Annotated in this window: 20 protein-coding genes; 5 read left to right on the forward strand and 15 right to left on the reverse strand. The window is 51.9% G+C overall.

Translation table 11 applies throughout. From position 1 onward, the window contains the following. Positions 1-54 precede the first annotated feature (54 nt). Together Q8W32_RS14955 and Q8W32_RS14960 are read right to left on the reverse strand one after the other, a co-directional pair. Positions 55-678: an L-threonylcarbamoyladenylate synthase gene (locus Q8W32_RS14955; RefSeq protein ID WP_303434068.1), complete on the reverse strand. Its 624-nt coding sequence runs from the start codon at positions 676-678 to the stop codon at positions 55-57. 101 nt (positions 679-779) lie between these two features. Continuing rightward, complete coding sequence (locus tag Q8W32_RS14960; protein ID WP_305415511.1) at positions 780-1,643, reverse strand: PHP domain-containing protein; 864 nt, start codon at positions 1,641-1,643, stop codon at positions 780-782. A 65-nt stretch (positions 1,644-1,708) separates the two neighbouring features. Here Q8W32_RS14960 and Q8W32_RS14965 point away from each other — a divergent pair, with 65 nt between their 5' ends. The 5 genes from Q8W32_RS14965 to mnmC all read left to right on the forward strand — a co-directional run bounded on the left by Q8W32_RS14965 (position 1,709) and on the right by mnmC (position 6,189). Beyond that, positions 1,709-2,314, forward strand: coding sequence for a septation protein A (locus Q8W32_RS14965; protein ID WP_303434070.1), 606 nt, complete (start codon positions 1,709-1,711; stop codon positions 2,312-2,314). 3 nt (positions 2,315-2,317) lie between these two features. Next, positions 2,318-2,617, forward strand: a complete 300-nt coding sequence (locus Q8W32_RS14970) for a YciI family protein (RefSeq protein WP_303434071.1) — start codon at positions 2,318-2,320, stop codon at positions 2,615-2,617. Between the two features lie 22 nt (positions 2,618-2,639). After that, positions 2,640-3,368: a TIGR04211 family SH3 domain-containing protein gene (locus tag Q8W32_RS14975; protein ID WP_305415512.1), complete on the forward strand. Its 729-nt coding sequence runs from the start codon at positions 2,640-2,642 to the stop codon at positions 3,366-3,368. Positions 3,369-3,461: 93 nt separating this feature from the next. After that, entirely contained in the window at positions 3,462-4,019 is a 558-nt protein-coding gene (locus tag Q8W32_RS14980) for a peptidylprolyl isomerase (RefSeq protein WP_370693694.1), read from the forward strand. 88 nt (positions 4,020-4,107) lie between these two features. After that, complete coding sequence (gene mnmC, locus Q8W32_RS14985; protein ID WP_305415513.1) at positions 4,108-6,189, forward strand: bifunctional tRNA (5-methylaminomethyl-2-thiouridine)(34)-methyltransferase MnmD/FAD-dependent 5-carboxymethylaminomethyl-2-thiouridine(34) oxidoreductase MnmC; 2,082 nt, start codon at positions 4,108-4,110, stop codon at positions 6,187-6,189. Positions 6,190-6,560: 371 nt separating this feature from the next. Here mnmC and Q8W32_RS14990 read toward each other — a convergent pair whose 3' ends face one another. The 13 genes from Q8W32_RS14990 to Q8W32_RS15050 form a co-directional block, all read right to left on the reverse strand. Beyond that, positions 6,561-6,863, reverse strand: coding sequence for a DNA-binding transcriptional regulator (locus Q8W32_RS14990; RefSeq protein ID WP_303434075.1), 303 nt, complete (start codon positions 6,861-6,863; stop codon positions 6,561-6,563). Next, positions 6,856-7,230, reverse strand: a complete 375-nt coding sequence (locus Q8W32_RS14995) for a type II toxin-antitoxin system RelE/ParE family toxin (protein WP_305415514.1) — start codon at positions 7,228-7,230, stop codon at positions 6,856-6,858. The genes Q8W32_RS14990 and Q8W32_RS14995 overlap by 8 nt, the downstream gene beginning before the upstream one ends. 332 nt (positions 7,231-7,562) lie before the next feature. Then, a complete protein-coding gene (locus Q8W32_RS15000; protein WP_303434077.1) occupies positions 7,563-7,760 on the reverse strand; it encodes a hypothetical protein in 198 nt (65 codons plus the stop codon). A 45-nt stretch (positions 7,761-7,805) separates the two neighbouring features. After that, complete coding sequence (locus tag Q8W32_RS15005; RefSeq protein WP_305415515.1) at positions 7,806-8,060, reverse strand: YheU family protein; 255 nt, start codon at positions 8,058-8,060, stop codon at positions 7,806-7,808. Next, the gene (locus Q8W32_RS15010; RefSeq protein ID WP_303434079.1) at positions 8,050-8,493 is read right to left on the reverse strand and encodes a hypothetical protein; all 444 of its coding nucleotides are present in this window, start codon (positions 8,491-8,493) and stop codon (positions 8,050-8,052) included. The genes Q8W32_RS15005 and Q8W32_RS15010 overlap by 11 nt, the downstream gene beginning before the upstream one ends. A 189-nt stretch (positions 8,494-8,682) precedes the next feature. Continuing rightward, entirely contained in the window at positions 8,683-9,012 is a 330-nt protein-coding gene (locus tag Q8W32_RS15015) for a multidrug efflux SMR transporter (RefSeq protein WP_303434080.1), read from the reverse strand. Between the two features lie 164 nt (positions 9,013-9,176). Beyond that, complete coding sequence (locus Q8W32_RS15020; RefSeq protein ID WP_305415516.1) at positions 9,177-10,979, reverse strand: alpha/beta hydrolase; 1,803 nt, start codon at positions 10,977-10,979, stop codon at positions 9,177-9,179. Positions 10,980-11,055: 76 nt separating this feature from the next. Then, positions 11,056-11,448 (reverse strand): phasin family protein, encoded by a 393-nt coding sequence (locus tag Q8W32_RS15025; protein ID WP_303434082.1) that lies wholly within the window; start codon positions 11,446-11,448, stop codon positions 11,056-11,058. A gap of 236 nt (positions 11,449-11,684) precedes the next feature. Beyond that, entirely contained in the window at positions 11,685-11,936 is a 252-nt protein-coding gene (locus Q8W32_RS15030; protein WP_303434083.1) for a DUF6489 family protein, read from the reverse strand. Between the two features lie 43 nt (positions 11,937-11,979). Further along, positions 11,980-13,137, reverse strand: a complete 1,158-nt coding sequence (locus tag Q8W32_RS15035) for an MFS transporter (protein WP_305415517.1) — start codon at positions 13,135-13,137, stop codon at positions 11,980-11,982. An 11-nt stretch (positions 13,138-13,148) separates the two neighbouring features. Next, entirely contained in the window at positions 13,149-14,264 is a 1,116-nt protein-coding gene (aroC, locus tag Q8W32_RS15040; protein ID WP_305415518.1) for a chorismate synthase, read from the reverse strand. An 85-nt stretch (positions 14,265-14,349) separates the two neighbouring features. Continuing rightward, a complete protein-coding gene (prmB, locus tag Q8W32_RS15045; RefSeq protein ID WP_303434086.1) occupies positions 14,350-15,288 on the reverse strand; it encodes a 50S ribosomal protein L3 N(5)-glutamine methyltransferase in 939 nt (312 codons plus the stop codon). A gap of 132 nt (positions 15,289-15,420) precedes the next feature. Further along, positions 15,421-16,347 carry a patatin-like phospholipase family protein gene (locus Q8W32_RS15050; RefSeq protein WP_303434087.1) on the reverse strand — a complete coding sequence of 309 codons (927 nt, stop codon included), beginning with the start codon at positions 16,345-16,347 and terminating at the stop codon, positions 15,421-15,423. Position 16,348: the final 1 nt, after the last annotated feature.

Below are 16,348 nucleotides of genomic sequence, written 5' to 3' on the forward strand. Positions count from 1 at the left end.
CAACAAAACGCGCATCATACCGGTTTTATCCCCGACTGACAGCCCGGCCGATGACTAGTCGAGGATATCTGCCGCATCCCCGACCCCTTGTCGAATCAGCTCTGGTGCGTCGCCGGTCATATCAATCACGGTCGTGGCTTCAAAACCGCAATAACCGCCATCGATAATCAGATCGAGCTGGTTTTCCAGGGTTTGACGAATATCGTAAGGATCGGACAGCGGCATATCGTCTCCGGGCATAATCAATGAACTGGTCATCAGTGGTTCATCCATGGCCTCCAGCAAGGCCATGGCGATGGCGTTGTCTGGTACCCGAATACCGATGGTGCGTTTTTTCGGGTGCATCAGCAGTCTTGGTACTTCACGGGTGGCGGGCAAAATAAACGTGAATGCCCCCGGTGTATGGGCTTTGAGCAACCGGTACTGGCTGTTGTCTACCTTGGCAAACGTTGCCAATTCAGAGAAATCCCGACACAACAAAGTAAAATTGTGTTTCGGCCCCAGCTGGCGCAAACGCTGGATTGTTTCTGTGGCTTTTTTGTCTCCGATACGGCATGCCAGCGCATACGAGCATTCGGTGGGAATAATACCAACGCCGCCTTTGCGCAGCACTTCAACAGCCTGATTAATCAGTCGTGCCTGGGGATTGTCTGGATGAATCTGTAAAAATTGGCTCATGTTAACTCCTGTCTCTTTCAATCAATCTGCCATCTTGATCATACGCCGACAGTCACTCGCCTGCTTAAAAAACCATAACGCAGATCAACGGCAACCCTTGCTCAACATGGCGCGGAGGAAGAAGCTGGCCATTGCTGCCACACCGGGGTAATCAGCGACGGATAAGCCGGCATCATACCCAGCTCGAGGCCAAAACGGTTCGGGCCGTGGTAATCACTACCGCAGGAGCCAAGCATATTGAACTCCCGCGCCAGCGAGGCCATCTGCCCCGCCTGATTGCTGTCCATTTTACCGTAACTGACTTCCAGCGCCTGACCACCCGCAGCGATAAAATCCCGCACACAGCTGCGTAATTTGGTACGGGTCATATTGTAAAGGTGGGCATGGGCCAACACCGGTATGCCACCCGCTGCCACAATCCACTCCACTGCAGTAGCCATATCAGGCCAGCCGCTTTTGACGTCACCAATCTTCCCCGCACCCAATAATTTGCTAAACGCCTGCTGCACACTGGGCACCAGGCCTTTCTCGACCAGGTATTTGGCAAAATGTGGACGCCCCAACTGATCCGCTGTGGTGTTACCGAAGGCTATCACTTCTGCCAGCGGGATCTCACACCGCAGTTTTTTCGCCAGCCGCGCAGCGATAATTTCTGCCCGCGCTGCCCGCACAGTACTCTGATGCTGTTCCGCCTGTTGCATCACCGCCGCCTCCGGATCAAAGCCGAGCCCGACAATATGTACCGATACACCACTCCAGACAGTCGACAGCTCAATTCCGGGGATCAGCTGTATCCCCAGCTCCGCTGCGGTATGCTGGCCCCGACGGAACCCGTCAACCGTATCGTGGTCTGTGATCGCCAGAGTTTTGATACCGCGCTCGGCAGCAAGACGCACTAGCTCGTCTGCCGGAAAGTGGCCATCGGAGGCATTGCTGTGGCAGTGTAAATCGATCTCTGAGTTCACATGGACGCTCTTGGTAGGTTCAGCCATAATCGGCCTATTGTAATGGGACATAGAATGCGAAGCGAATGAAGTTACTCCTGGATTTTTTACCGATCGTTGTTTTTTTTCTGACCTACAAGTTCGCTCCCGAGCTGATTGAGTGGGTATCGCCTTGGTTGAATGTCGACCAGCAGGCCTCATTACATGCCATGGAACCGATCGTACTGGCCACCGCCGTACTGATTCCGGCCACCATTTTGCAAATCCTTTATACCCGCTTCACCACGGGTAAAATCGAGAACATGCATCTGGTGACTCTGGCTCTGGTGGTACTGATGGGCGGCGCCACGGTTATTCTGCAAGACAAAACCTTTATTCAATGGAAACCCACCGTTGTAAACTGGCTGTTTGCAGCGGCTTTTCTGGGTACCTACTGGATCACAGGAAAAACCCTGCTGCAGCGTATGATGGGTCAGAACCTGACGCTTCCTACACAAGTCTGGGTTCAGCTGAACTACGCCTGGGTGGCTTTTTTCCTGCTGAGTGGCATCACCAACCTGCTGGTTGCCTATAACTTTTCTGAAGATATCTGGGTTAACTTCAAACTGTTTGGCCTATTGGGGCTGACCATTGTATTTATCGTGGCGCAGTCGATATTTTTATACAAATACATGAATCACGAGGAGTCCTGAACCATGTGGTATGCCATTATCAGTCAAGACGTTGACAACAGTCTCGATCAGCGCCTGTCTGCCCGTCCGGCCCATTTGAAGCGTTTGCAAACCCTGTCGGACGAAGGCCGTTTACTGGTTGCCGGGCCTCATCCTGCCATCGATAGCGACGATCCCGGCAAGGCCGGATTTACCGGCAGCCTGGTGATTGCCGAATTCAACTCACTGCACGATGCCCAGCAGTGGGCTGACAGTGACCCTTATATCGATGCGGGCGTATACCAGCAGGTCATCGTAAAACCGTTCAAGAAAGTGTTGCCTTAAGGCAACCCGCAAGGAGTAAGACGTGAAACTGTTAACGCAACTGGGGTTATGCCTGATCATCGCCGCAGGCACAACAGCGACAAGCGGCGCTCAGGCAGAACAAACCGCGGCCGGTGACAGTTATGTTGCCGTCTCTGCCGGTTCAAAACGCTATGTCACCGACACGCTGTGGCTGCAACTGCGTTCCGGCCCTTCTGCCCAACACCGGATTATCCAGGCGCTGAAAAGCGGTGAGCACCTGACCCTGATTGGCGAAAATACCGATGCTGGCTATTCACTGGTACGAACCAGCAAGAACAACGAAGGCTGGGTTCTGACCCGCTACCTCGACAACCAGCCCACCGCACGGGAGCATCTGGTTGTTGTCAACCAGGAGCTGGAACGGACCAAAGCAGAACTCACCACTGCAACCGAACGCCTGCAAGCCCTGGAGACCGAGGTCAAAGGATTACGCTCCGAACGCAGCGACCTGGAGCAAAAAACCGTTCAGGTCACCCAGGAACTGAACAATATCCGTGAAGTATCTTCTGGTGCGCTGGCACTGGATGAAAAAGCCCGCAAATTATCGACCCGTAATCAGGAGCTGGAAATCCAGCTCGAAGCGATAAGTGTCGAAAACGCACAATTACGCGAAGACCGCGACCTCAACCGCCTGATTTATGGTGGAGGTCTGGTGTTTCTCGGCATTCTGGCCGGCTTGATCCTGCCTTCCCTTCGTGGTGGTCGCAAGCACACCAGCAGCTGGTCCTGATCGCGGCCCGGCACCGCCCGTCATTCCGGCCGGTGCCGGAATGACACCGGCCTGATACCTATTTATTTCTGGAGTAAATCGATGTTCCGTCGTTTGTTAGTTAAACAGCTACTGGCCCTGAGCGCCGTTTTGATGTTATCCCCCGCCTGGGCCGATGCCACCCCACAAGCACCGGTTGCCGTCCGCCTGACCACCAATATGGGTGTTATTGAGCTGGCCCTGGATCGTAACAAGGCCCCCATTTCGGTAGAGAACTTTCTGACCTATATGAACAGCGGCCATTACAATCAAACGCTGTTCCACCGCGTTATCGACGATTTCATGATTCAGGGCGGCGGCTTCACCACCGACATGCGCCAGCGTGCTACCTTGCCTCCCATTGCCAACGAAGCTGAAAACGGCTTAAAAAACGTACGGGGCAGCATCGCCATGGCTCGCCGGAACGATCCTGCCAGCGCCACCAGCCAGTTTTTTATCAACCTGAGCGATAACCACTTTCTCGATAACGGCAGCCGGGGTTTCGGTTACGCTGTATTCGGCAAGGTCACCAAGGGGATGGATGTAGTGGATGCCATCGGCAAGGTCAAAACCCTGCGAGGAGACAAACCCGCAGAACCGGTGATCCTTATCAGTGTGGAAAAAATCCAGTAACAACCGGCAGCAGCCAGTCACAGCCATACCGGTGCCTTGTTCACTTTTGCCGGTATGACTGAATCCGATACCCATTTCCTGTAACGCCATGGCCAACATGACCTCCCACTCCGCTTCGTCTTCTCCTCTCGCTCTGGGCAATGCCGATATTATCTGGCAAAACGATGATCTGCCGGTATCCCGACAGTTTCACGACCCTTACTTTTCCCTGCACGATGGTCTGGCCGAAAGCCGCTATGTTTTCCTGCAACACAATCAGCTGCCACTGCGCTGGGCCGACTGGCATGGGCCTTTCTGTATCGTCGAAACCGGGTTTGGCACCGGGCTGAATTTTCTCGCTACCTGGCAGGCCTTCCAGCAACACGCCGGCCCTGACTGCTGGTTACACATCACCAGCATTGAGAAATACCCACTCAGCCGCCAGCAGCTCGCCAGGGCACTGGCACACTGGCCGGAACTGGCAGAGCTGAGCGAGCAATTACTCACTCAGTACCCGGACGCCATTCGTGGCTTCCACAGCCTCTGTTGGCCCGCACAACGGGTACAACTAACGCTGGTACTGGACGATGTAGACAATGCCCTGAGCGAACTGTCCGGGCCGGTTCATGCATGGTATCTGGACGGCTTTGCTCCGGCGACCAATCCGCAGATGTGGCAACCCGAGCTGTTTAACCAGATTCGCCGCCTGAGTTGTCGTCATCCTCACCTGACAGGCACTACCACCCTGGCCACCTTTACCGCTGCCAGTGCTGTACGCCGCGGGTTACAAGGAGCCGGGTTTCAGGTCAACAGGCCCAAGGGCTTCAACGGCAAACGGGAAATGCTGGCGGCAACATACGCCGCCACCATTGGCCCAGAGCGTCCACCCGAAGCCAACACCCAACCATGGCTGACACCGGTGCGGCCATGGTTAGCAGAGAACACTACCGAGACCGGCACGCCCGATCTCGCCATGGTCGTTGTCGGCGCTGGGCTGGCCGGTGCCACCACCGCCAGAGCCCTAGCAGAACGGGGGATGCCGGTACGGGTAATCGACCAGACCGGTATTGCCAGCGGCGCTTCTGGCAACCCTCAAGGTGGGCTATACGTCAAACTGGCCGCCAATGACCAAGCCACCCATACTGAATTTTATTTGCAGGCTTATCTCACCAGCCTGCGCTGGATGAAGCGACAGCTGGCAGCCGGTCCCGATGGCGCCTGGAACCCTTGTGGCGTATTACAACTGGCCTGGTCTGCAGCCGAACAACAACGCCAGCAAAAATTTCTCGACCGCCTCCACTACCCTGAGAGCTTGATTCGACCGGTATCCGCGGCAGAAGCCAGTACCTTGTCAGGGAATCCGCTACAGCAAGGCGGGTTGTTTTTCCCGGATGCCGGTTGGGTCAGCCCGGCGGACTTGTGTCAGCAACTGCTTGATCACCCCTTGATTGATGTCCAAATCTCTACCGTCCGATCAATACAGCAAGATTCCGACACTCGCTGGCAGTTGCAGCTCGACAACGCCCCCACCCTGACCAGCCGACAACTGGTGATTGCGACAGCCGGTGCCAGCCCGTCATTACTGCCGGATACCTACCTGCCGATCAAATCCATTCGTGGTCAGCTCAGCTACCTCGATGCCCAGCAAAGCCCTCCATTACAAACCGTGCTGTGTGGCCGCAGCTATATGGCACCGGCACGGCAAGGTCAGCTGGTACTGGGGGCAACCTATCATCAGAACGACCCGGATCTGACGCTCCGCCCGCAAGACCACCAGACCAACCTTGATCACCTGAAAGATTTTGGCTCATCATGGCATGCGCTGGCGGACACCGCCGACAAGAGCGGCCTGGTTATTGGTGGTCGTACCGGATTCCGTTGCACCACCCCCGACTATCTGCCCATGGCCGGACCAGTGGCGGATACCGATGCCTTTATCCGCTGCTACGCTCCCATGATCAAAAACGCCAAGCAAATACCGGCGCGCAAGGCCCCGCTGCACACGGGCTTATGGCTCAATATCGGGCATGGTTCCCGGGGCCTGGCATCAACGCCATTGTGCGCAGAACTGCTCGCCGCCCAGATCACAGGAGCGGCCTTGCCCGTCAGTACCCAGGTCGCAGCCGCCTTGTGGCCAGGACGTTTTTTATTGCGGGATATGATTCGGCGCAAACTGCCAGCCCGAACCTGATTGCGGCCAGACCAAGGCGGTTATATATGCCTATGTGCGGAGGTGTAGACAGAAATTAAAAGGGTCTGGTTCGGGAGGACTTTATCCTCGGCCAGATTATTGACGTGCACAATGGTATCTTCATCCAGCCTAATCGTAACCAGCTTATTGATCTTCTTGATGTAAGGGTTATTTATTAATCGAACATGAACATTATAATGATCACGCAGGCAGATACTTTTTATAAACAAGTCTTTCGCTCTCACTTATCAGCCTTTGTGCAGAGCTGGTTCAGATAGCCTCACCGCTGTATCCATTTTGAAGGCCAGATCGACAAGGTCGAAAAACAGTGGCGAACACAGAGATTCGAACTCCCTCCTTTTACTTACGACTTACGCAATAACTTCAAGTCCTTTTTTTTCAGCTATAGATAACATTTTCAACGCAGCTCCTCTTGGCGAACTATCACCTTGCTCCCACTTTTTAACTAATTTATCACTAACATTTAAATATTGAGCAAAAACGGGCTGAGAAAGACGGTACTTCAACCTAAGATTACGAACTTGATCAGGAGTGAATTCGTGGACATTAGTTAAACATAATGCATCAAATTTACGCATTGTCGTTTTGTCAATTACTCCTGATTTTTTTAAGCCTTTAGCTGTTTTATGAACCGACTCTAAAATATCACTCATTTTGATTACCTACTATTATTAGTTCACCATCTTGAACAAGCTGGTCCAGCTCACCTGGAGTGAAGTTGAGAAACTCTTTAGCCAACTCTTTGAGGGCTAGTTTTTCCTTTGTATTTATATTCGACCTTGCATTTTTCGCAAAAGCATATAAGAAAAAATATCTGTCTCCCATAACCGCTCCCACGATGGTCCTATAACCACCACTCTTACCTTTATTACCTACTGATATGCGTTTCTTGTATACATTGCCACCTAAATCAGCATCGTAAAGCCCATTTGTCATCTCCCTGCAAGCAAGGACAAGATCGTCATCAGACAAGCTTTCTTTTTTGGTTAAAGACACAAAACCCTTTGTTTTATAGATCAAAGTATACTCCACAAGGGTATGTTTTCATATACTGAAAGTTTTCTGGATGCTCGCCAGAAAACTAACCGGTAGTCCCTTTCACAGCCAGCTTTCCCACCAACTGTTCGTTCTCTGTGTAGTCGCTCAATGATTCCGGACAGTTTGTAGCGGAACGAAAAATTGTTACGTGTGCTTGTGTTTGTTGAATCATTTACCTGCAGCTTCCGGTACAGAAGCGAATGGGAGACAAAGCAATGGATGTCAGCCCTGATCGCTCAGCTTCGCTACCATTACTGATTTAACGCCCGCATTGGGGCTGGTTGAAGTGCAACGGAAAACCATCACACCGCCCCCTAAACGACTCGTTTCAGCATATTTCGCCGCTTGGCGGCTTGCCTGGCACGTATCGAGTCTTCACGGATCTTGCGCATGGAAGCCGATAACTCAGCGCAACAATCACGAATCTCGGCCAGTTGGTCTTTCATGGTATCCATATCATCCACCGCATCCGCCACCCGACGGCGTAACCGTTGAACTCGAATATCCGTCATGGTGGCAGCCTCCGGAGGTGTGGTTTTGAGATAACGACAATCAGCTCAGTTACGAACCAGGTCAATGTGGCAGCTATTTTCTATCGGGTCAAATAACAACCGGGCCTTGCCGGATTCCAGTTGTTGCTTCACGTGTTGCTTTTTATCAGTCAGGCTGAATTCTTGTTCACCGTAGTCGGTGCCTTCTCGTAATACAAACTCCGCCAGCACAGCATCCAGGGCATCCGTACTCAGACGATTCCAGGGAATTTCAAGCACGCCATGATCCGGGGTATCGTCTTGTGGTGTCTCAGAACGCAAAGCCAACCTCTCTTTCCCACTCGCAGCTCATGCGTAATTCAGCATCCGAGGGGATATGACCACGATCAGCTTGCCAGTTAAACGTATGTTTACCTGATAATTCCGTTTCCAGGTGTACGGTCGCGGATACCCAGAACATCGACTTGAGCAAGGATTCAAACTGCCGTAACCAGGATTCCCATTCATACTCGACCGCCCGATAAGAAGCAGCAAAATGAATAATATGAGTTTGATAGGTACCATTCAGCAGATGCTGACCGGGCATTGAGAACATCTCCCGGCACAACAACGACCAATCATCATCCACCCCCAGAGGCAGGCTCTGCAAGGCCGCCCAATTTGTACGCCGCTCATTCTCGGCAATCACTTCCCGAGTACTGGGGCTATGGCGTATCACGCCATACACGATGGATTCCTGATCAAAGTGGTTCACGGGTCTGTCCTGAACTAGAGGCTCGATAACATAATCATAAACAAAACCACCATGGCGGCAAGCGCCTGAAGCCCATTGCGCATACTGATCGCCACAATTGCTATTTTGTGATGTTTACTCAGGCTGCCACTCCGTGCTCTCTGTCACACATTGTGCAGGCTTTTTCTTCAGGCCGGTTGGTTGACCCTGTCAATGCCCTGCTTTTGAAAACAGATTGATCATGGCAACACCGGTAATAATCAACCCCATACCAGCCAATGCCCAAAGATCAGGTTTTTGCCCGTGCAGGAAAAAGGCAATAACGGCCACCAGTACGACCCCCAACCCAGCCCAGACGGCGTAGGCAATACCCACCGGAATGGTTTTTAACGCGACAGATAAAAAGTAGAACGCAACCACATATCCCAATACAACAATAATCGACGGCCCCAGGCGGGTGAAACTGTCGCTTGATTTTAACGCTGATGTTGCAATCACTTCGCCAAGGATGGCAATTGCTAACAAGACCCAGTGGTTCATTCTTTCACTCCAGACAGGTAAGCGGCCAGTGTATCTGTCTGCCTTCCAATAAGCGCATAAAAACGCCGGATTGTCAGCGAGACAATCCGGCGCTCTGATCGGTCAGTGGTCGTATTCAGTTCAAGCCAATATGCGCTTGCCTGAACAAGACAGTCATTCCAGCCCTATTTTGCCACAACCCCGATCCGGCGTTGTACGTAAGAGCCCGGTGCGTCTTCAATGACGGGCAACTCATCGCTGCCTGGCTGACGAGCATCCACTTCTTCCATGCCTCCTTGTTTGAGAATCCATTCTTGCCAATCTATCCACCAGGAACCTGCATTGTGAGTTGTGCCCTTGTACCACTCATCGGCATCTTCCGGCAGCTCGTCGTTGGTCCAGTAGCCGTACTTTTTCTTGTGTGGCGGATTCACAATACCGGCAATATGACCAGATCCACCCAGTACAAAGCGGTTTTTTCCGCCCAGGATGGTGGCCCCTTTGTAGGTACTTTTCCATAAAGCAATATGGTCCTGGGCACAGGAGATAAAGTAGCTTGGTGTTGTGATCTTGCTGATATCAATCGGAACACCGTCCAGCATGATGCCATCAGGTTCGATCAACTTGTTGTACAGGTACATATTGCGCAGGTAAAAACTGTGCATTGCCGCTGGCAGGTTGGTGCTGTCGGTGTTCCAGTACAGCAAATCAAAGGCCGCCGGACGTTCACCCATCAGGTAGTTGTTAATAAAGAACGACCAGAACAAATCATTTTCACGCAAGGTGCTGAAACTGAATGCCATTTGTCGACCATCGTAATAACCCACGAGATCCATCTGGCGTTCCAGGGCAGAAATAGCGGTTTCGTTAATAAACACACCAATTTCACCGGGCTCAGAAAAGTCCATCAAGGTAGCCAGGTAGGTCGTTGACTTGATCGGCGACTTACGTTTTTTCTTGAGGTAAGCCATCGTTGATGCCAGCAAGGTACCACCAACACAGTAACCAATGGCGTTGACTTCTTTTTCTCCGGTCGCTTTCTGAATCGCATCAACAGCAGCGATCGGGCCTTCCAGCATATAGTCGTCAAAGCCCTTGTCGCGTAGTTCCGAGCCAGCATTCACCCAGGAGATACAGAATACTGTGTGGCCCTGATCCACCAGCCACTTCAGGAAGGAGTTATCTTCGCGCAGATCCAGAATATAGTACTTGTTGATAAAGGGCGGAATAACCAGCAACGGCCGTTTGAAGACCTTGTCGGTCGACGGGCTATACTGGATCAATTGCATGACGTCGTTCTGATACACCACCTTGCCTGGCGTCACCGCAATATTACGACCGACCTGAAAGGCACTGGTATCTGTCATGGCGACGTTCAGAGAGCCTTTGACACTACCTTCGATATCTTCCATCAGCTGCTCCATACCCTTTGTCAGGTTGGAGCCGCCGGTTTCAATCGTTTTGCGAATAACAGCAGGGTTCAGAGTAGGGAAATTGGTTGGTGCCAATGCATTGACGTACTGACGTATAAAATACTCTACTTTTTGGCGGGTATGATCACTCAGGCCATCGGTGTCACTGATCATTTTCATCAGCGAGTTACCCTGGATCAGATACAACTGCTTGATATAGTCAAAAACCGGGTTTTCTTCCCATTCTTCATTCTTGAAGCGACGATCGGATGGATCGGGAGTAACCACAGGGTCCGGAGCCTGCCCCAGAAAACGTAATACTGTATTTTGATACAACATCTGCTGCTGCTTCATCAAATCCATCTGATCAGCAATCAACTTGTTGGGGTTGTTCAGCATGGCTGATCCAACCTCCTGAAGTGCCGCAGAAAAGTCGGACAATACAGACGCAGAAGGATCTTCCCCTGATGTTGGCTGGGTAACCACTTTTTCCAGCAAATGCCCGTATTGTTCTGCCAGCCGACCTGACATCTCGTAAAAATCGCCGACTGCGACTTCAAAATTTTCCTTGGTCATATTTATCAAACCCATAATCCGAACAGAAGAAAGAAAAAAGGCCACCCAAAGGTGGCCTCAGAAACTTCGACCAGGATTAAGCGGCTTTAGTAGTCGCTTTGGTCGCTGGTTTTGCAGTCGTAGCAGTAGTAGCCGCTGTGGTGCGAGCTTCTTCCATGATAGTTTCGACCTGGGATTTGAACTCCATGGCCATATCAGAGAAAGTTTTCGCATCTTCCATGATTTTTTTGTTCAGCGAGCTGGCAGCTTCAGCCTGTGCAGCAGTGTAGGCACGCATACCTTCGGTATCTTTTACTTCAGATGCTTTTTTCATCTGATCCAAACCCATCTCAGCATAGCTTTTGATAGAGTTCAGTTGGAAATCGGTCATTTTTTCCATATTTTCAACAAACAGGCTGTTGAATTTGGACATTGGCGCGTACATGGTTTTCGCTTGTTCTGCGAACGCATTCAGGACGTTATCTTGCATGGTTTTGCTCCTTCAAAAGGTCGTGGTTAGCAAGTATTGCCACAGTCATACTAGCTGATGCCGTTTTACACTTAAATGACAAATAACATTATTTGACAAATTTTATTGCGCCAAATCACATATTATTTAATCTTGCGTTCAATTCGTCAGAAAATTGGCACAAACAAGGCCCGTTTTTGACCAAAATTCTAACTAGTGTTAGAAGAACACCCGTAAAGCCCTATAAATACAGGCTATCACCCGTTAGAATTTTCATCTGTTTTTCCAGCCATCATGCCAAACATCATATTTTGAAACTTGTTCATCGCTGTCATACTTTCACTGAACAGAGGTTTATATAACGACATGGCATCATAACCTTCCTCGCCTGACTTCATTTTTTCCATCATTTGATGAAACACTTCCTGCTGGAATTCCTGAACATCCGGTAAGCCCATAACACGACGGAATTCTTCAGGCGTTAAATCAAAACTTACATTAATTTTCATATTTTATTCCTTTTGATTCTTATAAATTCTTATAACTTATTAGCTATTCGATTTTTATATTCATTCCTTTCCAGGCAACAATCAATGCCAAAACGGCAACAACCGCTGCACCAACAAACACCCATTCCCCACCCAGATGCCAGAAATAGCCACTCAACCAGGCGCCCAACGCCCCACCCAGGCCAAACCCGGCACTGGAATACAGCGCCTGACCCCGGCCATGGCTTGCAGCAAACAGTACCGACACATAACGGATACAAACAGCATGTAACATGGCAAAAGTGAACGCATGGGAAGCCTGAGCCAATAACAACACCCACAACTGCTGTGGAAAAGCCGCAATCAACAACCAGCGCAAGGCGGTGATGAGCAGGCTGACCAGTAACCAGTGGCGCAAGTTCAGCCACTGCAACAACCAGCGAATACGCCAGAACAGTATCACTTCAGCAACCACCCCCAGAGCCCAGAGCAAGCCGATACTGCTGGAGGAGTAACCATTGTCATCCAGATAAATACTTAAAAAAGTGTATAACGGCCCGTGACTGACTTGCAGCAACAGATTAACCAATAAAAAGGCCATCACCGGCCAACGTGTCAATAACGCCCAGAGTGAGCTGTCTTCCCCATTATCACGGCCTGGCTGCTGGTCTGCGGCAGGCTTCAGTCGCCAGCTATTCACCACCACGCCCAGCATCAATACCAGCATCACCGCAGGCAACCAATCCACCGGGATGTACTCAAACAGCCAGCCCAGCAGGGCCACGGTAATCACAAAGCCAACCGATCCCCAAAGACGAATACGACTGTAATCCTCAACACGGTTGGCAATGGCATGCATGGTGATTACTTCGTACTGCGGCAACATCGCCGACCAGAAGAAGCCATACAGCAACATTACCCCCAGCACCGGCCAGAAGCCGTCCACCAGCCAAATCGCGCTGAAACAGACAGCAGTCATTAGTCCGGCGATGCGGGCCATATGTAAAGGAGTGTGGAAGTAGCGGCTCCAGTGAGCCCAGAGCATGGGGGCAACAATACGAACAAGGGAGAAGGAGGCAATGGCGCTGCCAATATCGCCATAATCAAAGCCAAGGGATTGCAGATATGGCCCCCAGTAAGGGGCATTACAGCCAACCAGCGCAAAAAACAGCGCATAAAAAACCGCCAGAGGCTGGCGCACCTGGCGATCGTTCGCAGACATATTGTGCTCCGTTACTGACCGGCTTGAGGAGCGGCCCCGGCAATCACCGGCGTCGTACAGTGCACGTCGCCATTCTGGCCACGCTGGCGTAACCAGTGGTCACAGATCACAATAGCCATCATCGCCTCGGCGATGGGAGTGGCACGAATACCGACACACGGGTCATGCCGGCCCTTGGTGACCACTTCGATAGGGTTTCCTTCGACATCGATGGACTGCCCTGGAATCACCAGACTGGACGTCGGCTTGAGAGCAATATGGGCTATCAGATCCTGGCCGGTCGAGATGCCGCCCAAAATGCCACCGGCGTGATTACTGAGGAATCCCTGGGGGGTCATTTCGTCACGGTGTTCGGTGCCTTTTTGTGTCACAACATCAAAGCCGTCACCAATTTCAACACCTTTCACCGCATTGATGCTCATCAGGGCATGCGCCAACTCGGCATCAAGACGATCAAATACCGGTTCCCCCAAACCTGGCATCATGCCAGTGGCGACCACCGAGATCTTGGCCCCGACCGAGTTGCCTTCTTTCCGCAACGCGGTCATATAGTCTTCCATCGCGCTGACCTTGCTGGCATCCGGACAGAAAAACGGGTTTTGCGCCACCTGTTGCCAGTCAAACTGGCTGTGATCAATGCAGATTGGCCCCAGCTGCGAGAGATACCCACGAATCTCGATCCCTTTGGCGGCCAGCACTTTTTTGGCAATTGCTCCGGCCGCCACACGCATGGCGGTTTCACGGGCGGAAGAACGACCACCACCACGATAATCGCGGAAGCCGTATTTCTGGTTGTAGCTGTAATCTGCGTGAGCCGGACGGAAGGTCGCGGCAATATTGGCGTAATCACGGGAGCGCTGGTCGGTGTTTTCAATCAGCAGGCCAATCGATGTACCAGTGGTTTTGCCTTCAAAAACCCCGGACAAAATCCGTACGGCATCGTCTTCACGACGCTGGGTGGTATAACGCGAGGTACCGGGTTTACGACGATCCAGATCCCGTTGTAAATCGGCTTCTGTCAGTTCAATCCCCGGCGGACATCCGTCAATAATGGCCCCCAGAGCCAGACCATGGCTTTCACCAAAGGTAGTGACGGTGAACAGTGTTCCTATGCTATTTCCAGACATAATCATTCCGAGGTAGCGGCCCGGCGGCCCGCGACACGGGCGGCAACAAGGGCAGTAAATTCAATCGGTATTCAGTAATCATCCGTCAATTGACGGGTCTAACGGGTGGCTCCACAAACGGATCCAGATCACGGGCTTGCAATACAAACACCCCATGACCACCACGTTCAAAATCAGGCCAGACAAACGGCAATTCAGGGAAAGCGTCCTCCAGTGCTGGCCAGCTATTACCCACTTCCACCACCAGTAACCCATCATCACTGAGATATTGCCGCGCCTGACGCAGCATGATACGCACCAGGTCGAGACCATCCTCCCCTGCTGCCAAGGCCAATTCCGGCTCGTGATGGAATTCTTCCGGCAGGCTGGCCATGTCTTCTGCATCGACATAAGGAGGATTGGAGACAATCAGATCGTATTGACCATGGGCAGCATCAAACAAGTCAGACTGTAACGCCTGTACCTGATGCGACAAGCCATGACGATGGATGTTTGCTTCCGCCAGCGACAACGCATCGAAGGAAATATCCAGCAGCTCAACCTCAGCCTCTGGAAACTGCACCGCACAGGCAATACCAATACAGCCAGAACCGGTACACAAATCGAGGATACGCTGGGGTTTCGCTGCCCCTTGCCACCAGGGTAGAAAATCCTGTTGGATCAATTCAGCAATCGGCGAACGCGGAATCAGCACCCGCTCATCCACCACAAAGGGCAAACCGCAGAACCAGGCTTCGCCAGTCAGATACGGTGCCGGCAAGCGGCTTTCAATCCGCTCGACGACCAGTCCGACGGCAGCTTCACGTTCCTGTCGGGTCAGACGAGCGCTATACCACTCCGGTGCCAGATCCCAGGATAACGCCAACCCATGCGTCACCAGCAACCGGGCTTCATCCCAGGCGTTGTCGGTGCCATGACCAAAATAGAGATCGGATTCGTTCATGCGGCTGACTGACCATCTCAAGATATCCTGGATAGTACTCAGCTCTGCAATTGCCGCAGCGGCACTCTGATGCAAATACATAATTGGCCTGACGATAAAATCCGGCTAGTTTACTGGCTGTGTACAAAAATGTCGCGAGTGACAATCAGACAAGCGCAAAATCGTCCTGGCAGCCATCCGGCTGCATCACTCGCACCCCCAATCACCCTGGTCTCAGGCCATCCGCTGACCATAAGGGCTGCAGCTACCCTGCTCAAAAGCATCCAGAGCTTTCTCGGCAATATGGCGGCCCAGTTCAATCATTTCCCGGGCGCGATAAAATTCGTAAATATCGCAAGAATCGATCGGCATATTGATCATCAGGTCCGGTGGATAAGCTGCCGTCTTGAAACGGGTCAGGGACAGCTGCATGGTTTCAAACATCTGGTTCATCATTTCCAGCTTGCCAATGTTCTCATCCACATGACTGGACATATCATCACGCCGCTTTGAATCGAGCCAGTTGGTGGCCTTGTCGACCACCGAGTTGAACCAGTCACGTTTTTGCTGGCGAGTATCGATCTGGCCAAAGACAAAGTCATCCGGTATCGCCGCGTCTGAATTCAGATCGACAGCAAACAGATAATCGGCATGAATCGAAATACAGGGAGCAATCGGTAACGGGTTCAGCACGCCACCGTCGACCAGGGTTCTGCCATTCACTTTCACCGGGTGCAGAATACTGGGGATCGCCGCCGATGCCCGAATCGCCAGATCCAGCGAGCCGTTCTGCATCCAGACTTCTTTTTTGGCTGCCATATCCGTCGCAACCGCAGTAAAAGGAATGTCCAGATCTTCGATCAGGCAATCCCCCAGCAGCTCGCTGATCATATTGAATACCTTGTCGCCACGAATCACTCCGCTCGACAACAAGGACACATCCACCAGTTTGAGCACTTCCAGATAGCCCAATTTGCAGACCCAATCACGATAGAGATGCAATTTGCCCGCGCAATAAAACCCTCCTACCAGCGCCCCCATGGAACAGCCGGAGATGCCCACCACCTGATAACCACGTTCTTCCAGTACATCCAGCACACCAATATGAGCGTACCCCCGTGCACCACCACTGCCTAACGCCAACGCCACGGTTTTCGACATT

The organism is Oceanobacter sp. 3_MG-2023 (assembly GCF_030688925.1).
Lineage (GTDB): Bacteria > Pseudomonadota > Gammaproteobacteria > Pseudomonadales > Oceanobacteraceae > Oceanobacter.